The organism is Arthrobacter sp. SLBN-83, from assembly GCF_006715285.1.
GTDB lineage: Bacteria > Actinomycetota > Actinomycetes > Actinomycetales > Micrococcaceae > Arthrobacter.
This window is the reverse complement of sequence record NZ_VFMX01000001.1, coordinates 3,144,084-3,165,248: the sequence shown is the minus strand read 5'-3', so window position 1 is coordinate 3,165,248 and position 21,165 is coordinate 3,144,084. Positions and strand designations below refer to the sequence as shown.

Below are 21,165 nucleotides of genomic sequence, written 5' to 3'. Positions count from 1 at the left end.
CCTTTTCTCCCGCCGTGCGGGCAAACGCACGCCCGCCCGTCAGCGGACGGCGACCCGGATCCGGTTGCGCCACGGGTCCTCGAAGCGCAGTTCGGCGCCGGTGTGGTGCGAGGCTACTCCGGCAACCTTGAGGCGGTCGGCCAACGCCCCGACGTCGTCCCCTGAAGGAACCTCGATCAGTACTTCCCCGAGCCCAAGGGTGTCCTTGCGGGGCCCGGCACCGCGGCTGTTCCAGACGTTCATTGCCATGTGGTGGTGGTACCGGCCAGCGGATACGAACAAGGCCTGCCCGTGCCAGCCCGCCGTCTTTTCGAAGCCGAGGGTTCCCACGTAGAAGTCCCGGGCAGTCTGGACGTCGCCCACTTGGAGATGCACGTGCCCGACACCGGCTGATGTCTGCCGCTGGCCTTCCAGGGACTGCTCCGTGAGGTACTGCTCCAGGTACCGCTGCGGCGGCAGGGCAAGGCTGTCCATGACCACGTCCGTCCCGTTCCAGGACCAGTTGCTGCGCGGGCGGTCCCAGTACAGCTCGATGCCGTTGCCCTCGGGATCGGTGAAGTAGAAGGCCTCGCTCACCAGGTGGTCGGCGCTGCCGGTGAAGGACCTCGGCTGGTACTGGGCGGCGGTGGCGACGGTGGCGGCCAGGGAGGCCTGGTCCTCGAACAGCAGGGCCGTGTGGAACAGGCCCGCCTCTCCCCTGCCGGGAAGGTGCAGCCCGGGCGCCGGTGCCAGGTGGACCAAAGGGGTGCCGAGGCGGCCAAGGTAAAGCCCGCCGTCCTGCTCAGACACCACCTCAAGCCCCAGGGCGCGCTGGTAATAGTCGGTCATGAGCTTCATGTCGCCCACCTTGAGCATCACGGTACCCATGGCGAGGTCGGCAGGAAGAAGATCCTGGCTGCTGGCTGCTGCGGTCATTGAAGGCTCCTTGTGTTGGAGGCCGTCCCGATGGCGGCCTGTCACATAGTAAAATTACTTGAAGCTTCAATTTATTCCAAGTTTCTGGTGCCTCCGCTCAGCGGACGATGCGACCGCCCAACACTACGTGTTCCAGGTCCTTGATAGTTTCCGCTGCGGCCCGCGGGTCTTCCCGGCACACCACCACGTCGGCCCGTGCCCCTTCCGCCAGGCTGTCCGCCCCCAGCCAGGCGCGGGCTGCCCAGCAGGCGGCGTCCAGTGCTGCTGTCATCGGCAGGCCGGCCTGGTGCAGGGACAGGATCTCGTCTGCGATCCTGCCGTGCCGGATCGTGCTGCCGGCATCGGTACCGGCAAAGATGCGGACGCCAGCCCCATAGGCCTCCGCCACCCGTTCCAGCCTGCGTTCCCAAAGTGCACGCATGTGTGCAGCGTAGCGGGGGAATTTCGCGTCCGCTTGGGCGGCGATGTCCGGAAAGGTGGCGATGTTGATGAGAGTGGGCACAATTGGCACTCCCTGTTCAGCGAACCGGGGCAGGTGGCGGGGCAGCAGGCCCGTGGCATGTTCAATGCAATCGATGCCGGCATCCAGCATCTGGTCCAGGGTGTCCTCGGCGAAGCAGTGCGCCGTTACCCGGGCACCTTCCTCATGGGCTGCCTGGATGGCGTCACGGACGACGGCGGCAGGAAAGGAAGGCGCCAGGTCACCGGCGCCGCGGTCAATCCAGTCCCCCACCAGCTTGACCCAGCCGTCGCCGTCGCGCGCCTGCTTGCGGACCGCCTCCACAAGGCCTTCCGGCTCCACCTCCTCAGCGAAGCCGCGCAAATAGCGGCGCGTCCGCGCCACATGGCGCCCGGCACGGATCAGCACGGGGAAGTCCCGGCCGCCCTGCATCCAGCGGGTATCGGCCGGCGAGCCGGCGTCGCGGACCAGCAGGGTTCCTGCGTTGAGGTCGGCCAGGGCCTGGTCCTCAGCCGTTGCGGCGTCAACGGGGCCGCCCGGGCCCAGCCCGATGTGGCAGTGGGCGTCAACGAACCCGGGCAGTACCCAGCCGTCAAGGACCCTCACGGGCTCCGTCGCGGGCCGGGTGAAGGTGAGGGTCCCGTCCACGGACCAAAGCCCGTACCTAACGCTGTCCGGTCCAGTCAGGACGGGTCCGCTGAATTCAATGATTTCCGGCATCAGGACTTCCTTTCGCTGCCCGGACAGGCTAGCACCGGGGAATGTGACAAGGCAGTTCCAGGGGCCTGTGGTAGCTTCGTTCCTGACCACACGGGTGCCCTTGCAGGGGCTGAGATCGGGCTGACGCGGCCTGCGACCGTTGAACCTGTCCGGGTAATGCCGGCGAAGGAAGTGAGTATTCCCTTGAGTACACAAAACACCCAGTTGAACCCTGCCCAAATCCAGGCCGAAGCAGCGGCAGACGATGGGTCAACCCTCCAGGTGACCCAATCCTTGAAGTCGCATTCGCTGGCCTTCATTGAAGATGCCGGCGCCGGGATCCGGGTGCCGGTAACGGAAATATCCCTTGAGCCGTCCCCCAACGGCCGGCCCAACGAACCGTTCCGGACCTACCGGACGGCGGGACCCGGCAGCGACCCCGTCCGCGGCCTTCAGCCTTTCCGTGCAGAGTGGATTGAGGCGCGCGGGGACACCGAGGCGTACACGGGCAGGGAGCGCAACCTGCTCGACGACGGCCGCTCGGCTGTCCGCCGCGGTGCCGCCTCTTCAGAGTGGCAGGGCGGGCAGCCGGTGCCCCGCCGCGCCGTCGACGGCCGCACAGTGACGCAGATGTACTACGCCCGGCAGGGAATCATCACCCAGGAAATGCGCTTCGTGGCGCTGCGCGAAAACTGCGACGTGGAGCTGGTGCGGAGTGAGCTCGCGGCGGGCCGGGCGATCATCCCCAGCAACATCAACCACCCTGAGTCCGAGCCGATGATCATCGGCAAGGCCTTCCTGGTGAAGATCAACGCCAACATCGGCAACTCCGCAGTCACCAGCTCCATCGCAGAGGAGGTGGACAAGCTGCAGTGGGCCACCCAGTGGGGCGCGGACACCGTCATGGACCTGTCCACCGGTGACGACATCCACACCACCAGGGAATGGATCATCCGCAACTCCCCCGTCCCGATCGGCACCGTGCCCATCTACCAGGCACTGGAAAAGGTCAACGGCGAGGCCAACGCCCTGACCTGGGAAATCTTCCGGGACACGGTGATCGAGCAGTGTGAACAGGGTGTGGACTACATGACCATCCACGCCGGCGTGCTGCTGCGCTACGTCCCGCTGACTGCCAACCGGGTGACGGGCATTGTCTCGCGCGGCGGTTCCATCATGGCCGGTTGGTGCCTGGCCCACCACCAGGAGAACTTCCTGTACACCCACTTCGATGAACTGTGCGAAATCTTCGCCAAGTACGACGTCTCCTTCTCCCTGGGTGACGGCCTCCGCCCCGGTTCGACGGCGGACGCCAACGACGCGGCCCAGTTCGCGGAGCTGGACACGCTCGCCGAACTGACGCAGCGCGCCTGGGAGTACGACGTGCAGGTAATGGTGGAAGGGCCGGGCCACGTGCCGTTCCATCTGGTCCGTGAGAACGTGGAACGGCAGCAGGAGCTGTGCAAGGGCGCCCCGTTCTATACCCTGGGGCCGCTGGTGACTGACGTTGCCCCGGGCTATGACCACATCACCTCGGCCATCGGCGCCACCGAGATTGCCCGGTACGGGACCGCGATGCTCTGCTACGTCACCCCGAAGGAACATCTGGGCCTGCCCAACAAGGACGACGTGAAGACCGGCGTGATCACCTACAAAATCGCCGCGCATGCGGCAGACCTCGCCAAGGGCCACCCGGGGGCGCACGAACGGGACGACGCACTGTCCAAGGCCCGCTTCGAGTTCCGCTGGCGGGACCAGTTCGCGCTGTCGCTGGATCCCGTCACCGCCGAGGCCTTCCACGACGAGACCCTGCCGGCGGAGCCTGCCAAGACGGCGCACTTCTGTTCCATGTGCGGGCCGAAGTTCTGTTCCATGCGGATCAGCCAGGACATTCGTGACGATTTCGGCTCAGCGGAAGCCCAGGCTGCGCTTGCCAGCGTGACGTCGGGGATGCGGGAAAAGAGCGAGGAGTTCCTGGCTGCGGGCGGCAGGGTGTACCTGCCGGAGCTGCGGGTGCCCGCGGAAAACTGACCGGCCACGGCGCCGGATGCCAGTCTCGCCCGGGTCAGGACGCCCGGGCCGGCTGGCTCCGGCTGACCTGCCGGATGAACTGGCGGATGGCCCGGTCCCCTTCCGGGGAGTCCTGGGGCCGGTGCCCTCCCGCTGCAACGTGGTGCAGGGCGCCGGTCTCGCGGAGGTATCCGGCAATCTCCTCATACAGCGGTTCCCAGCCGCCGGTGAGGACCAGCGTGGGCACGCCGGGAACGATATGCAGCGGCGCCTCCCATGACGGCGACTGGAGACGGAGTCTGCGGGCGGACCGTTTCTCCTCCGTGGTGGCAGGCTGCTGGAGGTCGGTGGCGTAGACTCGGCGGACGAATTCGCGCTGGAAGTCTTCGTCGCTGAGTTGGTGGCGCACGTCGAAGAGGGGCTGCATCAGGCTGATGTGGGCAGCCGTGGCCGGCAGTTCCGCGGTCAGTGAGAGGCACGCCGGTTCCACCAGGGTCAATGAAAAGACCAGGTCGGGGCGTTCCACCGCGGCCATCATGGCTGCGATTGCCCCCTGGGAATGCGCCACCACGTGCCCGCCCGCGGCGCCGCGCCCATCGTCCGCCAAGGACTGCAGGACAATGGCGGTGTCTTCGGTGAAGGAGGACTCCACCGGATCCGCGACGGCGTCGTAGCCGTGCCGCCGGAGGAACAGGGCGTCATAGGACAGTGCCATGCCGTGCTGGCGCGGCCACGCGGCGGCGCCAAAGTTTCCGGCGCCGTGCACGAACACTACCCTCTGCTTGAACATGTCCCAACCCTATTCCACGCTGCCGGCATCCCCACCGAAAAGCGCCAGGTGTCGTCTTGAGCGATCAAAACGACACCTGGCGCTGCGCGATGGTGGTGAACTGCTACTTGCCCAGGAACTTGTCGAAGCCCTTGGGGAGGTTCAGCTGGGACGGGTCGAAGTCGCCGCCCTGCTGGCCGAAGGCGGCTCCGGTGGGCAGTGCCTTGGCAGCATTGGCGCGCCGGGCTTCGGCTTCCTTGCGCTCCTGGGCAGCCTTGGCCGGGTTGCCGGACTTGGGCTTCTTCTTGGGCGCGTTCTTGGCGTTCTTCCGCGCGCCACCGCCGGCTCCAGGCAGGCCGGGCATCCCGGGCATTCCCGGCATGCCGCCCTGGGCCATCTTCTTCATCATCTTCTGGGCCTGCGCAAACCGTTCCAGCAGGCCGTTGACCTCGGACACGTGGACGCCGGAACCGCGGGCGATGCGGGCGCGCCGCGAACCGTTGATGATCTTCGGGGCAAGCCGCTCGTGGGGGGTCATGGACCGGACGATCGCCTCTACACGGTCGATCTCCCGCTCGTCGAACTGCTCCAGCTGCTGCCGGATGTTCTGCGCGCCCGGCATCATCATGAGCATCTTCTTCATGGAGCCCATGTTGCGGATCTGCTGCATCTGGGCCAGGAAGTCCTCAAGGGTGAAGTCCTCCTGGTCGGCGAACTTCTTCGCCATCCGGGCGGCTTCATCCTTGTCCCAGGCCTTTTCAGCCTGTTCGATGAGGGTGAGGATGTCGCCCATGTCCAGGATGCGTGAAGCCATCCGGTCCGGGTGGAAGAGCTCAAAGTCGTCCAGGCCTTCGCCCGTGGATGCGAACATGACCGGCTTGCCGGTGACCGACGCGACGGAAAGCGCAGCACCGCCGCGGGCATCGCCGTCGAGCTTGGACAGCACGATGCCGGTAAAGTTCACGCCTTCGTCGAAGGCGAGGGCCGTGTTTACGGCGTCCTGGCCGATCATGGAGTCGATCACGAAGAGGACTTCGTTGGGGACGATGGCGCGGCGGATCTGGCGGGCCTGTTCCATCATGTCCGCGTCCACGCCAAGGCGGCCGGCGGTGTCGACGATCACCACATCGTGCAGCTTCTGGCGCGCTTCCTCCACGCCGGCGCGGGCGACGGCGACCGGGTCACCAGCCGGCTGGTCCAGCTCCGTGGAGGTGGCACCCGGGTGCGGCGCGAAGACGGGGACGTTTGCGCGCTGGCCCACCACCTGAAGCTGGGTGACGGCGTTGGGGCGTTGGAGGTCGCAGGCCACCAGCATGGGGCTGTGGCCCTGGGCCTTCAGCCACTTGGACAGCTTGCCCGCGAGGGTGGTTTTGCCTGCACCCTGGAGGCCGGCAAGCATGATGATGGTGGGGCCGTTCTTGGCCAGGCGGATCCGTCGGGTCTCGCCGCCAAGGATCTCCTGGAGTTCCTCGTTGACGATCTTGACGATCTGCTGGCTGGGGTTCAGCGCGGCAGAAACCTCCGCACCCAGAGCGCGTTCGCGGACCCGTCCCGTGAATTCGCGGACCACCGGTACGGCGACGTCGGCGTCCAGGAGGGCACGGCGGATCTCGCGGACGGTGGCATCAACATCGGCCTCCGTAAGGCGGCCCTTGCCGCGGAGATTCTTGAAGGTTGCTGTCAACCGGTCAGAGAGTGAATTGAACACGCGCCGTGAACTTCTTTCAGGAGATGATCGGGACTCGACTATCTAGGGTATCAAGTCCGGCACCTAAGGTGGCATGCTGGCCAAATGACGAGCCAAACATCTGTCAAGACCTTGCTCATCCTCGGCGCCTCGGGCGACCTTACCGGCCGGCTCCTCCTGCCGGGCCTGGCTCGGCTTGTTGCCGCAGGCCGGGCAGACGGGCTCAGCCTGGTGGGAGCTGGTTCGGACCCGTGGACACCGGAACAATGGCGTGACCGCGTCCGGTCCTCGTTTGGCGCGGCAGCGGCCGCAGCGGATGAGCCAGGCAGGGAAGCCCTTGAACTGCTGCAGAAGGAGACGGCTTACCACCAGGTGGACGTCACCGCCGAGGGCGCCCTGGCTGCCTTGCTGAAGACCCTGGAAGGCCCGGTGGCCGTGTACTTCGCCCTGCCGCCCCGGATTAGCCAGCTGGCCTGCGAGACCCTGCAGCCCGCGGAAGTTCCGGAGGGCACCCGCCTGGTGATGGAGAAGCCGTTCGGCTCAAGTGAGGAGTCGGCCCGCTCCCTCAACCAGACGCTGGCGCGGCTGGTTCCCGAGGACCACATCCACCGGGTGGACCACTTCCTGGGCAAGGCAACCGTCCTCAACATCCTGGGCCTGCGGTTTGCGAACAACTTCCTGGAGCCGGTGTGGAACCGGCAGCACGTGGAGAAGGTGGAGATCTTCTTCGACGAGGACCTGGCCCTGGAGGGGCGCGCCCGCTACTACGACGGCGCCGGCGCCCTGCGGGACATGATCCAGAGCCACCTGCTGCAGGTCATGGCCGTGATGGCCATCGAGCCTCCGGCCACCATCGGCGAGCGCGACCTGCGCGACGCGGTCTCCACGGTCCTTCGCGCCAGCAGCGTCAGCGCACCCTTCACCGATTCAACGCGCAGGGCGCGCTACACGGCCGGCACTGTGGCAGGCAAGGAGGTCCCCGACTACGCCAGGGAGGAAGGCGTGGACGCCGGCCGGGAAACGGAAACACTGGCCGAAATCCAGGTGGGCATCGACAACTGGCGCTGGCGCGGCGTTCCGTTCATCCTGCGCTCGGGCAAGGCGCTGGGCGACAAGCGCAAGGAGGCCGTGGTCACCTTCCTTCCCGTACCCCACCTCCCCCAGGGCTTCACCGGGGTGGACTCCCCCAACCAGCTGCGGATCGGTTTCGGTCCGGACACGCTGGAGTTCGACGTCGACGTCAACGGTCCCGGAAACATCTTCAGCCTGGGCCGGGTCACCCTGGAAGCGGAACTGAGTGCCTCCGACCTGTTGCCCTACGGCGAGGTGCTGGAAGGCGTGCTGTCCGGTGACCCGCTGCTCTCCGTCCGGAGCGACACGGCGGAGGATTGCTGGCGGATCGTCGAACCGGTGCTCAAGGCATGGGAAAAGGGTGAGGTCCCGTTGGAGGAGTACGACGCCGGATCGGCCGGCCCTGCGTCCTGGCCCACCAACCGGCATCAGGACTGAGCCGTCCACCGTAACGTGGGCGCGCCACGTTAAACGGCAGCAGGACGGGCGGGAACCTTCCGGTTCCCGCCCGTCCTGCTCTGTTTCCAGTTACTGCCCGTCCGCTGGGTCCGCGGTGGTCCGCCCTAGATGGCAGCCACCCCGCGTTCCCCTGTGCGGACCCGCACTGCTTCATGGACGTCCATGGTCCAGACCTTGCCGTCCCCGGCCATGCCGGTGTTGGAGCTGGCAATGATCACGTCCAGGATGTCATCGGCCTGTTCGTCCGTGGCAAGGACTTCCACCCGGATCTTGGGCAGGAGGTCCACGTTGTATTCCGCCCCGCGGTATACCTCGGTGTAACCCCGCTGCCGGCCGTAGCCGCTGGCCGCGCTGACCGTGAGGCCCTGGACGCCGTAGGCTTCCAGCCCTTCCCTGATGGCTTCGAGCTTTTCCGGCCTGACGATTGCAGTGATCAGTTTCATGCCCCCACACTTTCCTTACCTGTTGCTGGCTGTGCCTTCTGCGCTTCCAATGCCTGCGCGGCTTCAGGGGACACGCCCTTGCCGGTGATCAGGTCGTGCAGCGGCTGGAAGCTTCCGCCGTGGCCGCTAAGGCCAAACTCGTAGGCAGTCTCGGCGTGCAGGCTGAGGTCCACACCCACCGTTTCCTGTTCCTGCGAGACGCGGAAGCCCATGGTCTTGTGGATGGCCAGGGCGATGATGGTGGTGAGGATCGCGGAGTAGGCGATGGCGATGCCGGCCGCCGCGAGCTGTGCCCACAGCTGGGTGAGCCCGCCGCCGTAGAAGAGGCCGCCGCCAACACCGTCGGTGGGCAGTGCAATGAAGCCCAGGGCCACGGTGCCGATAATGCCGGAGACCAGGTGCACGCCCACGACGTCGAGCGAGTCATCGAAGCCCCAGCGGAACTTCAGGCCAACGGCCAGGGCGGAGGCCACACCGGCGACGACACCCAGGCCCAGGGCACCCACCGGGCTGACATTGGCGCAGGCCGGAGTGATGGCAACAAGGCCTGCCACGACACCGGATGCGGCACCAAGGGAAGTGGGGTGTCCGTCGCGGATGCGCTCGGTGACCAGCCAGCCGAGCATGGCAGCTGCCGGGGCTGCGAGGGTGTTGACCCAGATCAGGCCGCCCTGTTCCGCAGTGGTGGCTGCACCGCCATTGAACCCGAACCAGCCGAACCAGAGGATGGCCGCGCCGAGCATGACGAACGGGATATTGTGCGGGCGGTGGTTGGGGTCCTTGCCGAAGCCCTTGCGGTTGCCGATGATCAGGACCAGGATGAGCGCGGCCACACCTGCGTTGATGTGGACCACCGTGCCGCCGGCGAAGTCGATGGCGGGGCCGAGGGCCTTGCCGATGGCGCCGTCGGGGCCGAAGAGGCCGCCGCCCCACACCATGTAGGCAAGCGGGCAGTACACCAGGGTGACCCACACCGGGACGAACACGGACCAGGCGCCGAACTTGGCACGGTCCGCAATGGCGCCGCTGATCAGTGCCACCGTGATGATGGCGAACGTGGCGGCGTAGCCCACCTTGATCAGCCCGTCGGGGGTGTTGATTCCCTCAAGGCCGAACGTGGCGAACGGGTTGCCGACGATCTCCATGAACCCTTCCCCGGAGCTCATGGAGGCACCCCACAGGACCCAGACAACGCCCACCATGCCGATGGAGATGAAGCTCATCATCATCATGTTCAGGGCTGCCTTGGCGCGGGTCATGCCGCCGTAGAAGAATGCCAGACCGGGTGTCATGAACAGCACAAGCGCTGCTGCCACCATGACCCAAACGTGACCTGCGGTAAGTTCCATGGTGCACGTCCTCTCTCATCGAATCTTGCGGAAGTACTCCGCCTGCCAACGCCTTTTGCGTCCTGTAAAGAGTTTGTGGGTGGCGTGTTTCGCCCGCAGAGGATTTAGATTGCCGGCCTGTTACAACAACCTCTAGGAAGTAAATGGTGCATATCCGCCTTGTTACGGTTATGTTTCCGCATTCGCGCAGCCACCCGGCTCCCTTTCCAGCAAGGACTTCCCCAGCATGACGGCACCACCCCGCGCCAGCGGCGCTACCTCACGGTTTTGGGCCCGGCTGCGGCCGCAGCGGGAGAAGCTCCCCCGCGACATCAAGGTGATGCTGGCCGCGGCCTTCCTCATCGCGCTTGGATTCGGGCTTGTTGCGCCAGTATTGCCGCAGTTCGCCACAACCTTCGGGGTGGGGAACACCGAGGCTGCCGTTATTGTTGCGATCTTCGCGTTCATGCGCCTGGCGTTTGCCCCGGCCGGCGGCGCCCTGATTGGCAGGCGGGGAGAACGCCCCATCTACGTCGCGGGGCTGTTAATCGTGGCATTGTCCACCGCCGCGTGCGCCTTCGCCCAGGACTACTGGCAGCTGCTGCTGTTCCGCGGCCTTGGCGGGGCGGGGTCTGTGATGTTTACCGTGGCGTCGATGGCCCTGGTGGTCCGGCTGGCGCCGCCTAAAAGCAGGGGAAGGGTCTCCGGAGCCTACGCGTCGGCATTCCTGATCGGGAACGTGTGCGGGCCCATTGTGGGCGGGCTCCTGGCCGGGCTGGGCCTTCGCGTGCCGTTCCTCGCCTACGCCGCGGCCCTGCTGGTTGCCGCTTTCGTGGTGCAGACCCAGCTCAGCCATCAGCGCAGGGACGGCGGAGACGCACAGACGCGGGCACCGGACATGCGCTTCGGTGAAGCACTTGGCGCAGGCACATACCGGTCGGCCCTCACCTCCAGCTTCGCCAACGGCTGGGCCACCTTTGGCGTGCGGATGGCAACGGTGCCGCTGTTCGCCGCGGCCGCTTTCGGGGCAGGACCCCAGGCAGCCGGCCTGGCCCTGGCCGTGTTCGCTGCCGGCAACGCCGCCGCGCTCACTTTCTCGGGGCGCCTGGCCGACTCGGTGGGGCGCAAACCCATGATGATTGTGGGTTTGCTGGTGGCAGCCCTGGCAACCGCGGCGATCGGGATCACCACCGACCTGCCCTGGTTTCTTGCAGCGTCGACGCTCGCCGGCGTGGGATCCGGCCTCTTCGGCCCCGCCCAGCAGGCTGCAGTGGCAGACGTCATTGGCAACGGCCGCTCCGGCGGCAAGGTGCTGGCCGTCTACCAGATGATGTCCGACGTCGGCGCGATCGTCGGGCCGGTCGTGGCAGGGCTGCTGGCGGACCGGCTGGGCTTCGGCTGGGCCTTCGGGGTGACCGGCGGCATCATGCTCCTGGCCGCCGCCGCCTGGCTCCCCACCCGCGAGACGCTCCGTGCGGCCGGGTCGTAGCAAGCGGTGCAGGCAGGGAACCAGGCCAGTTCGGCGGTCAGCTAGTTCAGCAGGGCGTCGACGAAGCCTTCGGTGTCGAACGGAGCCAGGTCGTCGGCGCCTTCGCCCAGCCCGATGAGCTTGACGGGCACGCCCAGTGTCTTCTGGATGGCGACGACGATGCCGCCCTTGGCGGTCCCGTCCAGCTTGGTCAGGACGATGCCGGTGATGTTGACCACCTCGGAGAAGACGCGGGCCTGGTTCAGGCCGTTCTGGCCGGTGGTGGCGTCAAGGACCAACAGGACCTCGTCCACCTCTGCAAGTTTCTCCACCACGCGCTTGACCTTGCCCAGTTCGTCCATGAGGCCCACCTTGTTCTGCAGGCGTCCGGCCGTGTCGATCATGACAACGTCGACTTCCTGCTCGATGCCTGCCTTCACGGCCTCGTAGGCAACCGAGGCGGGGTCGGCGCCGTCGATGTCCGACTTCACGGTGGGGACGCCGACGCGCTGGCCCCACGTGGCCAGCTGCTCGGCGGCGGCGGCGCGGAAGGTGTCCGCGGCACCGAGCAGGACGTCCTTGTCCTCGGCGACCAGCACGCGGGCGAGCTTGCCCACGGTGGTGGTCTTGCCTACGCCGTTCACGCCCACCACCATCATTACGGCCGGCTTCTCGGCGTGGCGCTGGACGTTGAGGCTGCGGTCCATGGTGGGATCCACGAGCTTGATGAGTTCTTCCCGCAGCATGGTCTTGACGTGTTCCGGGGTACGCGTACCAAGAACCTTGACCCGCTCCCGCAGGGAGTCCACGAGCTGCATGGTGGGCTCGGTTCCCAGGTCAGCCAGCAGGAGGGTTTCCTCCACCTCATCCCAGACACTCTCGTCGATCCGGTCGCTGGACAGCAGCGCCAGCAGGCCCTTGCCCATGATGTTGTTGGAGCGGACCAGCCGTTCGCGCAGGCGGGTGAGGCGCCCTGCGACAGGGAGCGGTGTTTCGACGGGAATGGTTTCCAGCCCGGCCGCAGTGTCCGGAACGGTCGTGGTGTCCAGGCCCTCGAGGTCGACGCCCTCGGGGGCCTTGCGTTCAATGGTGCCATCGCGGTCCGCCACCGCCGTGCTGCCGCCGGAACGGATCTCGGGATCGTTCGCGTCCCGTGTACCGGGGTACCGGGTGATGTTCCTTCGCGTCTTGAGCAGGACCGGAATCAGCGCGCCGATGACCACCAGCGCAGCAAGAATGGACAGGACAATGGGAAGGATGTCATTCACTCCCCTAGCTTCTCACAAACGGCATGCCCCAATCCGGCGCCTGCCACGCAGCTGACCTGCCCCTTCGCACCGTTCTCCGCGCTGCTATACCTCCGCGCCGAGGCGCTGGCTGATCACGGTGGAGACGCCGTCGCCCCTCATGGTTACGCCGTACAACGCGTCCGCCACTTCCATGGTGCGCTTCTGGTGGGTGATGACGATGAGCTGGCTGGATTCCCGGAGTTCCTCAAAGATGGTGATCAGCCGGCCAAGATTGGTGTCGTCCAGCGCCGCTTCCACCTCGTCCATGACATAGAACGGTGAGGGCCGCGCCTTGAAGATGGCCACCAGCAGCGCCACCGCGGTCAGGGACCGCTCGCCGCCGGAGAGCAGCGACAGCCGTTTGATCTTCTTGCCCGCGGGACGGGCCTCCACCTCGATGCCGGTAGTCAGCATGTCTGCGGGCTCGGTCAGGACCAGCCGGCCTTCGCCGCCGGGAAAAAGGCGGTCGAACACCCTGGTGAATTGCGCCTGGGTGTCCTCGAAGGCTTCGGCGAAGACGCGCTGGACGCGGTCGTCCACTTCCTTGATGATGTCCAGCAGGTCCCGGCGGCTGGCCTTGAGGTCCTCCAGCTGGGTGCTGAGGAACTGGTGCCGCTCCTCCAGCGCCGCGAACTCCTCGAGGGCCAGGGGGTTGACCTTGCCCAGGCTGGCCAGGTCCCGCTCCGCCTTCCGCAGGCGCTTCTCCTGTTCCTGCCGGACGTAGGGCTTTCCCTCCACGATCTCCTGGCCTCCCGCATCAACGGGGGCGCGGAGGGCTGCCCACTTGTCGCCGGACTCCTCCGCCGGAACGGGAACGGGGACGTGCGGGCCAAACTCCTCCACCAGCGCCTCGGGGGTGATGCCCAGCTCGTCCACGGAGCGGGTCTCCACCGCCTCGATCCTTGCCCGTTGCTGGGCCCGGGCCAGCTCATCACGGTGCACGTTGTCGGTGAGCTGGGCCAGTTCCCGGGCCAGGGCATCGTTCGCTTCCCGGATGTCACGCAGTCCGCGGTCACGCAGCTCGCGGTTCTCCTCGGCCAGGTCCCGTTCGTGCCGGGCAAGGTCCACGGAAACATCAACAAAGCCGAGTGCCAGTTCCACACCCGTGGAGACAGCGGCTGCCCGCTTGGCCTGGAGCCGGCGGCGACGGGCGCGCTCCGCGGCTTCCTCGCGGGCACGCCGCTCGGTGGCGGCGGCGCGTTCCAGCGATGCCACCCTGTTGCGGGTGGCCGTGAGCTGCTCTTCGGCACTGCGCAGGGACAGCCGTGCCTCAACTTCTGCCGCACGCGCGGCGGATGCGGTACGCGCCAGGGCATCCCGCTGTTCCGTGGAGGGTTCCTCTTCAACGGGTGCTTCCTGGGCTGCCGCCAGGCGGGCGGTGACGGCCGTGAGGGCTTCCTGCTCGGCGGCGACATTTTCTTCCGCCCGCGCCAGGGACGCGGCCATCCGTTCGCTCTCCCCCACGGCACTGCGCAGGACTGAGTTCAGGTGGCCCAGGCGCTCAGCGACCGCGGCGAGGCGGGCGTCGGACTCATGCAGCTTGTCCAGCGCAGCATCCGCTTCCTCCTGGGCACTTGCGCGCCGTGCCTCGGCGCCGGCCAGGGCGAACCTGTTTCGCTCCAGGTCCGCGGTGACCGCAGAAAGGCTGCGGCCGGCGTCGTCCACCGCCGCCTGCACTTCGAGCAGCGACGGTGCCTTTGCCGAACCGCCGGCCGCCGTTAATGCCGTAAAGACGTCCCCCTCAGGGGTGACCACCGTGAGTCCGGGCACCGAGTCCACAAGCGTGGCCGCGGCGTCGATCCCGGGTACGACGGCGGTTCGGGCCAGCAGGTGCCGGACCAAGGCGAGGTGCTCCGCGGGTCCGTCCACGAGGCCTGCAGCCCACTGCGCACCTTCGGGCAGCGGGCTGGTGCGGTCCTCATCCTGGTGGACCGCTGCGGCCGAGGCGAGGAGCAACGACGCCCGCCCGGCGTCGTCGTCCTTGAGCCGCCGCAGCACCTCAACGGCCGTGTCCTTGTCCTGGACCAGCACTGCTTCCGATGCCTGCCCCAGCGCGGCGGCAATGGCCGCTTCATAGCCGGCCTGCACGGTGATCGTGGCGGCGACGCTTCCCTGCACCCCCGGAAGACCGGACTCCAGCACGTGCCGGGCGCCGTCCTTGCGGTCAAGGCCCAGCTTGAGGGCGTCGAGCCGCGCGGCCAGGGCATCCCGTTTGCGGACCCCTTCGTTGACGGCGGCCTTGAGGTCCGCGATCTCCTGGAGCACAGCGTCCAGGGCCTCGCTGGCAGCCTCATAGTCGGCGTCAAGGGATTCTTCCCCCTCCTCCACGCCCGCCACCTGGTTCTCCAGCGCCGTGAACTCGGCCTGGGCACGGGCGCGGCGTTCCGTTCCGGCGGTAAGGGATTCGCGCAGCCGTCCCAGTTCCGCCTGCGCGGACTCCACCCGGGACCTGGCGGCCGCCACCTGGCCGGCCAGCCGCGCCAGTCCTTCGCGGCGGTCGGCGGCAGCGCGGAGCTGGGCGGTGAGCCGCTGGTCCTCGGCCAGGGCCGCCTGCTCCGCTTCGGCCTTTGCGGCGCTGGCCGTCTCCAGGGCACTGCGCCTTGTGTCGATGTCCTGTTCAAGCTCGGCCAGCTCCTGCCGCACCCGGGCGGCCTGGCGTTCGAGCTGTTCGGGGTCCCGGCCTGGGGCGGGGGCGGCATCTTCGGAACCCAGCAGGCGGCTGCGTTCAGTGGCCAGCGAGCCGAGCGACCTCAGCCGCTCCCGTGCCGTGGAAAGCCGGTACCAGGTGTCACGGGCGGCGTTCAGGCGCGGCGTGGCCTCTGCCGCAAGTTGCTCCAGCGCTGCCTGCTGCCTGCGGCCCGCTTCGAGTTCCTGTTCGACGGCGGTCCGCCGGGCTTTGAGCGCGGCTTCGTCCGCCACGTCCTGCTCCAGTGCCAGCTGCAGCTGGACGAGGTCGTCGGCGAGCAGCCGGGCGCGGGCGTCCCTGACGTCGAACTGGACGCGCTGGGCACGGCGTGCCACCTCCGCCTGCTTGCCCAGGGGCGTGAGCTGGCGCCTGATTTCCCCGGTGAGGTCGGTGAGGCGCTGGAGGTTGGCCTGCATGGCTTCCAGTTTCCGCACCGTGCGTTCCTTGCGCCGGCGGTGCTTTAGGATCCCTGCTGCCTCCTCGATGAAGCCGCGGCGGTCCTCGGGGGTGGCGTGCAGCACGCGGTCCAGTTGGCCCTGGCCCACGATGACGTGCATCTCCCGGCCCAGCCCGGAGTCGGAGAGCAGTTCCTGGATATCCAGCAGCCGGCAGCCGGCACCGTTGATGGCGTACTCGGAGCCGCCCGTACGGAACAGCGTCCGGGAAATGGTGACTTCGCTGTATTCGATGGGAAGGGCGCCGTCGGTGTTGTCGATGGTGAGCGAAACGTGGGCCCGGCCCAGGGGTGGCCGTCCGGACGTCCCGGCGAAGATGACGTCCTCCATCTTGCCGCCGCGGAGGGTTTTGGCGCCTTGTTCGCCCATGACCCAGGCCAGGGCGTCCACCACGTTGGACTTCCCGGATCCATTGGGACCCACCACGGCGGTGACGCCGGGTTCGAAGTCGAAGGTGGTGGCAGACGCAAAGGACTTGAACCCCCGGACGGTCAGGCTTTTGAGGTGCAAGGCTTTTCTGGTCTCCTGGAGCGGGTAGGGCATGATTGCGGGAACCGGCTCACTACAATCTACTGCGCAGGACCGACATTTCCCCGCAGCAGCGCCCGGAAGCCAACGCCTGGGCCATGGGTGAATATGCATGATTTGGGCAGGCAAAGGCATAGTTAAGCTCTTGAGCCTGCGTTTTTGTGGGTACAGTCACCGCAGGAATGCGGGACGGAAACGAAGAGGGGCTTGAAATTGGCAGGTAATGCAACCTTCCGCCACAGCAATACCGCGCTGCTCTCGGTCAGCAGCGTTGAAGCTCCGAGGATTGTGAGCTCCACCGACTTTGACAGGCGCCTGGCGTCAACCCTGCAGCGGCTGAAGTTCCCGCCGCGACTGCTGGAACGCGTCGCAGGCATCACGCACCGCCGCTGGTGGGCCGCCGGCACGTCGTTCGATGACGCTGCGGTGGAAGCCGGTGCCAAGGCCCTGGCCGAGGCAGGCATCGAAGCATCCGAGATCGGCCTGCTGATCAACACCTCGGTGACCAGGCGCAACCTGGAACCGTCCGTAGCGGTGAAGATCCATCACGGACTCAGCCTGCCGTCGTCGGCCATGAACTTCGACCTTGCCAACGCCTGTCTGGGGTTCGTCAACGCCCTGACCCTGGCAGCCAACATGATCGACTCGGGCCAGATCAGGTACGCCGTCATTGTCAATGGCGAGGATGCCCAGCTGACCCAGGAGGCCACCCTGGAGCGCCTCCAGCGGCCCGAAACCACACGGGCCGATTTCAACCGCGAGTTCGCCACGCTGACGCTCGGCTCCGGAGCGGCCGCCGCAGTGCTGGGACCCGCGGACGAGCACCCGGGCGCCCACCGGGTGGTGGGCGGGGTCATGCGCGCCGGCACCGAGCACCACGAACTGTGCGTGGGCGGCATCGACGGCATGCACACCGACACAAAGGGACTGCTCGACGGCGGCCTGCAGCTCGTCGTCGACGCCTGGCATGAGGCCCAGCCGGAGTGGGACTGGGCAACCATGGACCGCTACGTCACCCACCAGGTCAGCAACGCGTACACGCAGGCCATCATCGAAGCGATCGACCTGGACGCCGACAAGGTGCCCATCACGTTCCCGCACTGGGGCAATGTGGGGCCCGCCTCCCTCCCCATGACGCTTGCAGCCGAGTCGCAGTCGCTGGCAAGCGGTGACCGCGTCCTGTGCATGGGCGTGGGGTCCGGCCTGAACACCGCCATGCTGGAAATCGTTTGGTGATGGCGGACTGGCCCGGCGTCAACGCCGAATGGTCACGCGAACTCGATGTCCCCTCCACCTCCGGCGTTGATACGCCGGGCTCCGTGCACCGCTGGCACCTGCTGGATAACGGCGCAGAACTGGCCCGCCGCGGCCTGACTCCGTTGGGGACGCTGCTGTGCGTGCACGGCAACCCCACCTGGTCCTACCTGTGGCGGAGCCTGCTGGCTGCGGGCTCCGACGCCGCGCATCCGTGGCGTGTGCTGGCCGTGGACCAGCTGGACATGGGGTTCTCCGAGCGGACCGGGACGTTCCGGCGGCTGGCCGACAGGATCAACGACCTGGGCGATCTTACGGACGTGCTGGGCCTGGAGGGGCCTGTTGTGTCGGTGGGCCATGACTGGGGCGGCGCCATCAGCCTTGGATGGGCACTGGCGCACGAAGACCAGTTGGCCGGCGTGGTCCTGACCAACACCGCCGTGCACCAGCCTGAAGGCAGCCCCATCCCGACGGCGTTGCGGCTTGCCCTGCATCCTGCCGTCCACAAGTGGGGAACCACCACCTCTGACACCTTCCTGCGGGTGACACATTCGCTGGCGCACCCGCCGCTGCCTGCAGAGGTCCGCAATGCTTACATGGCCCCTTACCGCGGAGCATCCCGGCGTGCCGGGGTGGGCAACTTTGTGGCGGACATTCCTGTTGACGCGTCGCATCCCAGTTTTGCTGCCCTCACCGGGGTGGCGGAAGGCGTGCGCGGCCTGGACGTTCCAGCCCTGATGCTGTGGGGGCCGCGCGACCCCATCTTCTCCGACCGCTACCTGAAGGACCTCATCGGCAGGCTTCCGCATGCGGACGTCCACCGCTACGAGGGCGCGGGGCACCTGGTGGCGGAGGACCGGGACATTGCCGCGCCGGTCTTCGACTGGCTTGCGGGGCGCGTCACCGGCGGTGGCATCCGTTCTGCCCACACCCCCGGCACCGTACGGGGCAGCGAAGGATTTGAACCCCTGTGGGCACCCCTTGCCGAACTGGCGGCGGGACCAGCAGGCGACGGGAGGGCCGTCGTCGAAATGGCACCTGACGGCACCGTGGCCCGCTTCCTGACGTGGAAGCAGCTGGAGGCGGGTGTTGACCACCTCGCCGCGGGTCTGCAGGAGGCAGGCATTGGGCCCGGCAGCCGGGTGAGCCTGATGGTTCCGCCCGGGGTGGACCTCACCGTGGCCCTGTACGCCTGCCTGCGGCTCGGCGCGGTGGTGGTCGTCGCCGATGCCGGGCTGGGCACCAGGGGCCTGAGCCGGGCAGTCAAGGGCGCAACTCCTGACGTCCTCATCGGGATCGACAAAGCCCTCGCCGCCGCCCGGGTCCTCGGATGGGCGGCCCGGCGCATCAGCGTGCACGAGCTTCCGGCAGGGCGCCGCCGGCTCCTTGGGGTGGAAACCTCCCTTGTTGCCCTGGCCAGGGCAGGTTCAGAACGGGCCGGGGCGGCGGGCAGTGCCGCGACGCCCCTGCCGGGCCCGGACTCCCCCGCCGCCGTCCTCTTCACCTCCGGTTCCACTGGTCCCGCCAAGGGTGTGCTCTATACCCACGGGCAGCTTGCCGCCATGCGGGACACCCTGGCCCAAACCTTTGGGATCCGTCCCGGGCAGCGCCTGGTGGCAGGTTTCGCGCCCTTTGCCCTGCTGGGGCCCGCGCTGGGGGCCGTCTCGGTGACGCCGGCCATGGATGTCACCGCACCCCGCACCCTGACTGCACGCGCCCTCGCCGATGCCGCGGCGGCCATCGATGCCACGGTGGTCTTCGCGTCGCCCGCAGCCCTGCGCAACGTCGTCGCCACCCGTGGCGGACTGACTCCGGAGGGCACCGCAGCACTCGGACGCGTTGACCTGCTCCTCTCCGCCGGCGCACCTGTTCCGGAAGCGCTTCTCGCGGAAGTACAGCAACTGGTGCCCCGCGCCTCGCTGCACACCCCCTATGGGATGACGGAGGCGCTGCCCGTCACCGACATCAGCCTCGAACAAATCCAGGCCGCCGCCGCTGATGCCGACGCCGGAACGATGACGGGCGCGGGCAACGGCGTCTGCGTAGGCTGGCCCGTCCACGGCACCCGCGTAGCCGTCATCCCCCTGGCACCCGATGGCACAGCACCCGGCTCCGTGCCCGTCACCGATGCGGGCATCACGGGAGAAATCCTGGTCAGTGCGCCACACGTCAAAGACGCCTATGACCGCCTCTGGCTGACGCAGGAGCTGAGCAGCGGCCCCGCCGGATGGCACCGCACCGGGGACGTAGGCCACTTCGACGTCCAGGGACGGCTGTGGGTGGAAGGCCGCCTTGCACACGCGGTCACGGCACCTGGCGGAGTAGTGACCCCGGTGGGCCCGGAACAGGCCATCGAAGGCGTGGACGGCGTCCGCATGGCAGCGGTGGTGGGTGTGGGACCGGCAGGCACGCAAGCCGTTGCCGCCGTCGTCGAAACTGTCCCGCCGGCCTCCAAAGCCGGCCTTGCCGGGGCTGATTTGGCGGGCAAGGTACGGGCCGCTGCCCGCAGTGCAGGCGTGTCCGTCGCTGCCGTCCTGGTTGTCCCCGCGCAGCCCACCGACATCCGCCACAACGCGAAAATCGACAGGACGCGGCTGTCCAGCTGGGCCTCGTCCGTGCTGGCCGGCGGCCGTCCGTGGACGCCATGAGGGTGCTGGTCACCGGCGCCAGCGGGCTGCTGGGCCGGGAGGTGGCAGGCCTGTTGGTGCGGAAAGGACATGCGGTCACCACTTTCCAGCGGCGCCCATCAGGGGTCGACGGCGTGACAGACCACAGTGGCTCCCTTACCGATGCTGCAGCGGTTGCGGCAGCGGTCCAGGGCGTTGAAGGTGTCATCCACCTGGGCGCCAAGGTTTCCTTCACCGGCCGTGCGCAGGAGTTCAACGAAGTGAACGTCCAGGGCACCCGGCGGCTGCTCCGGGCAGCACGCGAAGCGGGGGTGGGGGACTTCGTCTTCGTGTCCTCGCCCTCCGTGGCCAACTCGGGCGCCGCCATTGCAGGGCTGGGCGCAGAAAGGGCTGACCCGGCGCATGCCCACGGCGACTACTCACGCACCAAGGCGGAGGCGGAACTGCTGGCCCTTGCCGGGGACGCACCGGACTTCCGTGTCGCCGCGGTGCGCCCGCACGTGGTGTGGGGCCCCGGCGACACCCAACTCGTGGAACGCGTGCTGGCACGGGCGGCTCGGAAGCGGTTGCCGCTGCTGGACGCCGGCGCTGCCCTGATCGACACCACGTATGTGGACAACGCGGCGGCCGCCATCGTTGCCGCGCTGGAGCGCATGGGGCACATCCACGGCCGGGCGTTGGTGGTCACCAACGGCGAGCCCCGGCCTGTGGGCGAACTCATCGCAGGCATCTGTGCTGCCGGCGGCGTGCCCGCGCCGGCGTGGTCCGTTCCGGGCCCTGTAGCCCGGCTGGCAGGATCGGTAGTGGAGCGGGCGTGGCTTCGGCTTGGCAAGCAGGACGAACCGCCCATGACCAGGTTCCTCGCCGAACAGTTGTCCACGGCGCACTGGTTCGACCAGCGGGAAACCCACAAGCTCCTCGCCTGGACCCCCGCTGTATCCATCGATGAAGGCTTGGCGCGGCTGGCGGAGTACTACGGTTCCCGTTAGGCGGGCCCGCTGCCAGGCGGCTGGGTAG

Annotated in this window: 14 protein-coding genes and 1 riboswitch; of the genes, 6 read left to right on the top strand and 8 right to left on the bottom strand. The window is 67.7% G+C overall.

All coding sequences use genetic code 11. The features are described 5' to 3' along the window. Positions 1-39: 39 nt before the first annotated feature. Both FBY30_RS14735 and FBY30_RS14730 read right to left on the bottom strand, forming a co-directional pair. A complete protein-coding gene (locus FBY30_RS14735; protein WP_142133530.1) occupies positions 40-915 on the bottom strand; it encodes a VOC family protein in 876 nt (291 codons plus the stop codon). A 97-nt stretch (positions 916-1,012) separates the two neighbouring features. After that, entirely contained in the window at positions 1,013-2,095 is a 1,083-nt protein-coding gene (locus tag FBY30_RS14730) for an amidohydrolase family protein (protein ID WP_142133529.1), read from the bottom strand. A gap of 80 nt (positions 2,096-2,175) precedes the next feature. After that, positions 2,176-2,283, top strand: a riboswitch (TPP riboswitch). Between FBY30_RS14730 and thiC the strand changes: the two genes are divergently transcribed. Then, entirely contained in the window at positions 2,279-4,105 is a 1,827-nt protein-coding gene (gene thiC, locus FBY30_RS14725) for a phosphomethylpyrimidine synthase ThiC (protein ID WP_142133528.1), read from the top strand. It overlaps the preceding riboswitch by 5 nt. A gap of 34 nt (positions 4,106-4,139) precedes the next feature. Here thiC and FBY30_RS14720 read toward each other — a convergent pair whose 3' ends face one another. Continuing rightward, complete coding sequence (locus tag FBY30_RS14720) at positions 4,140-4,874, bottom strand: alpha/beta hydrolase (RefSeq protein WP_142133527.1); 735 nt, start codon at positions 4,872-4,874, stop codon at positions 4,140-4,142. A 103-nt stretch (positions 4,875-4,977) separates the two neighbouring features. Further along, positions 4,978-6,561, bottom strand: coding sequence for a signal recognition particle protein (gene ffh, locus FBY30_RS14715; protein ID WP_142133526.1), 1,584 nt, complete (start codon positions 6,559-6,561; stop codon positions 4,978-4,980). 84 nt (positions 6,562-6,645) lie between these two features. Here ffh and FBY30_RS14710 point away from each other — a divergent pair, with 84 nt between their 5' ends. Beyond that, positions 6,646-8,049, top strand: coding sequence for a glucose-6-phosphate dehydrogenase (locus tag FBY30_RS14710; RefSeq protein ID WP_142133525.1), 1,404 nt, complete (start codon positions 6,646-6,648; stop codon positions 8,047-8,049). 125 nt (positions 8,050-8,174) lie between these two features. On the opposite strand, the gene FBY30_RS14705 is transcribed toward FBY30_RS14710, so the two are convergent. After that, entirely contained in the window at positions 8,175-8,513 is a 339-nt protein-coding gene (locus FBY30_RS14705) for a P-II family nitrogen regulator (protein ID WP_142133524.1), read from the bottom strand. Beyond that, the gene (locus FBY30_RS14700; RefSeq protein ID WP_142133523.1) at positions 8,510-9,862 is read right to left on the bottom strand and encodes an ammonium transporter; all 1,353 of its coding nucleotides are present in this window, start codon (positions 9,860-9,862) and stop codon (positions 8,510-8,512) included. The genes FBY30_RS14705 and FBY30_RS14700 overlap by 4 nt, the downstream gene beginning before the upstream one ends. Positions 9,863-10,088: 226 nt before the next feature. Between FBY30_RS14700 and FBY30_RS14695 the strand changes: the two genes are divergently transcribed. Further along, complete coding sequence (locus FBY30_RS14695; RefSeq protein ID WP_142133522.1) at positions 10,089-11,330, top strand: MFS transporter; 1,242 nt, start codon at positions 10,089-10,091, stop codon at positions 11,328-11,330. 41 nt (positions 11,331-11,371) lie between these two features. Here FBY30_RS14695 and ftsY read toward each other — a convergent pair whose 3' ends face one another. Continuing rightward, positions 11,372-12,577 carry a signal recognition particle-docking protein FtsY gene (gene ftsY / locus FBY30_RS14690; RefSeq protein WP_142133521.1) on the bottom strand — a complete coding sequence of 402 codons (1,206 nt, stop codon included), beginning with the start codon at positions 12,575-12,577 and terminating at the stop codon, positions 11,372-11,374. A gap of 84 nt (positions 12,578-12,661) precedes the next feature. Beyond that, complete coding sequence (gene smc / locus FBY30_RS14685; protein WP_200830696.1) at positions 12,662-16,249, bottom strand: chromosome segregation protein SMC; 3,588 nt, start codon at positions 16,247-16,249, stop codon at positions 12,662-12,664. 231 nt (positions 16,250-16,480) lie between these two features. On the opposite strand from smc, the gene FBY30_RS14680 reads away from it, so the two are divergent. Genes FBY30_RS14680 through FBY30_RS14670 form a run of 3 tightly spaced genes read left to right on the top strand, consistent with a single transcriptional unit; the run spans position 16,481 to position 21,137 of the window. Continuing rightward, positions 16,481-17,503 carry a 3-oxoacyl-ACP synthase III gene (locus FBY30_RS14680; protein ID WP_142133519.1) on the top strand — a complete coding sequence of 341 codons (1,023 nt, stop codon included), beginning with the start codon at positions 16,481-16,483 and terminating at the stop codon, positions 17,501-17,503. After that, positions 17,497-20,169 (top strand): alpha/beta fold hydrolase, encoded by a 2,673-nt coding sequence (locus tag FBY30_RS14675; RefSeq protein WP_142133518.1) that lies wholly within the window; start codon positions 17,497-17,499, stop codon positions 20,167-20,169. Before FBY30_RS14680 ends, FBY30_RS14675 begins: the two co-directional genes overlap by 7 nt. Continuing rightward, positions 20,166-21,137, top strand: a complete 972-nt coding sequence (locus tag FBY30_RS14670) for an NAD-dependent epimerase/dehydratase family protein (RefSeq protein WP_142135308.1) — start codon at positions 20,166-20,168, stop codon at positions 21,135-21,137. The genes FBY30_RS14675 and FBY30_RS14670 overlap by 4 nt, the downstream gene beginning before the upstream one ends. Positions 21,138-21,165: the final 28 nt, after the last annotated feature.

What these genes read in the sequence shown, in the direction of transcription:
- FBY30_RS14735 (WP_142133530.1), bottom strand. Translation starts at nt 915, where the DNA reads ATGACCGCAGCAGCCAGCAGCCAGGATCTTCTTCCTGCCGACCTCGCC.
- FBY30_RS14730 (WP_142133529.1), bottom strand. Translation starts at nt 2,095, where the DNA reads ATGCCGGAAATCATTGAATTCAGCGGACCCGTCCTGACTGGACCGGAC.
- FBY30_RS14670 (WP_142135308.1), top strand. Translation starts at nt 20,166, where the DNA reads ATGAGGGTGCTGGTCACCGGCGCCAGCGGGCTGCTGGGCCGGGAGGTG.
- FBY30_RS14705 (WP_142133524.1), bottom strand. Translation starts at nt 8,513, where the DNA reads ATGAAACTGATCACTGCAATCGTCAGGCCGGAAAAGCTCGAAGCCATC.
- FBY30_RS14710 (WP_142133525.1), top strand. Translation starts at nt 6,646, where the DNA reads ATGACGAGCCAAACATCTGTCAAGACCTTGCTCATCCTCGGCGCCTCG.
- FBY30_RS14720 (WP_142133527.1), bottom strand. Translation starts at nt 4,874, where the DNA reads ATGTTCAAGCAGAGGGTAGTGTTCGTGCACGGCGCCGGAAACTTTGGC.
- FBY30_RS14700 (WP_142133523.1), bottom strand. Translation starts at nt 9,862, where the DNA reads ATGGAACTTACCGCAGGTCACGTTTGGGTCATGGTGGCAGCAGCGCTT.
- FBY30_RS14695 (WP_142133522.1), top strand. Translation starts at nt 10,089, where the DNA reads ATGACGGCACCACCCCGCGCCAGCGGCGCTACCTCACGGTTTTGGGCC.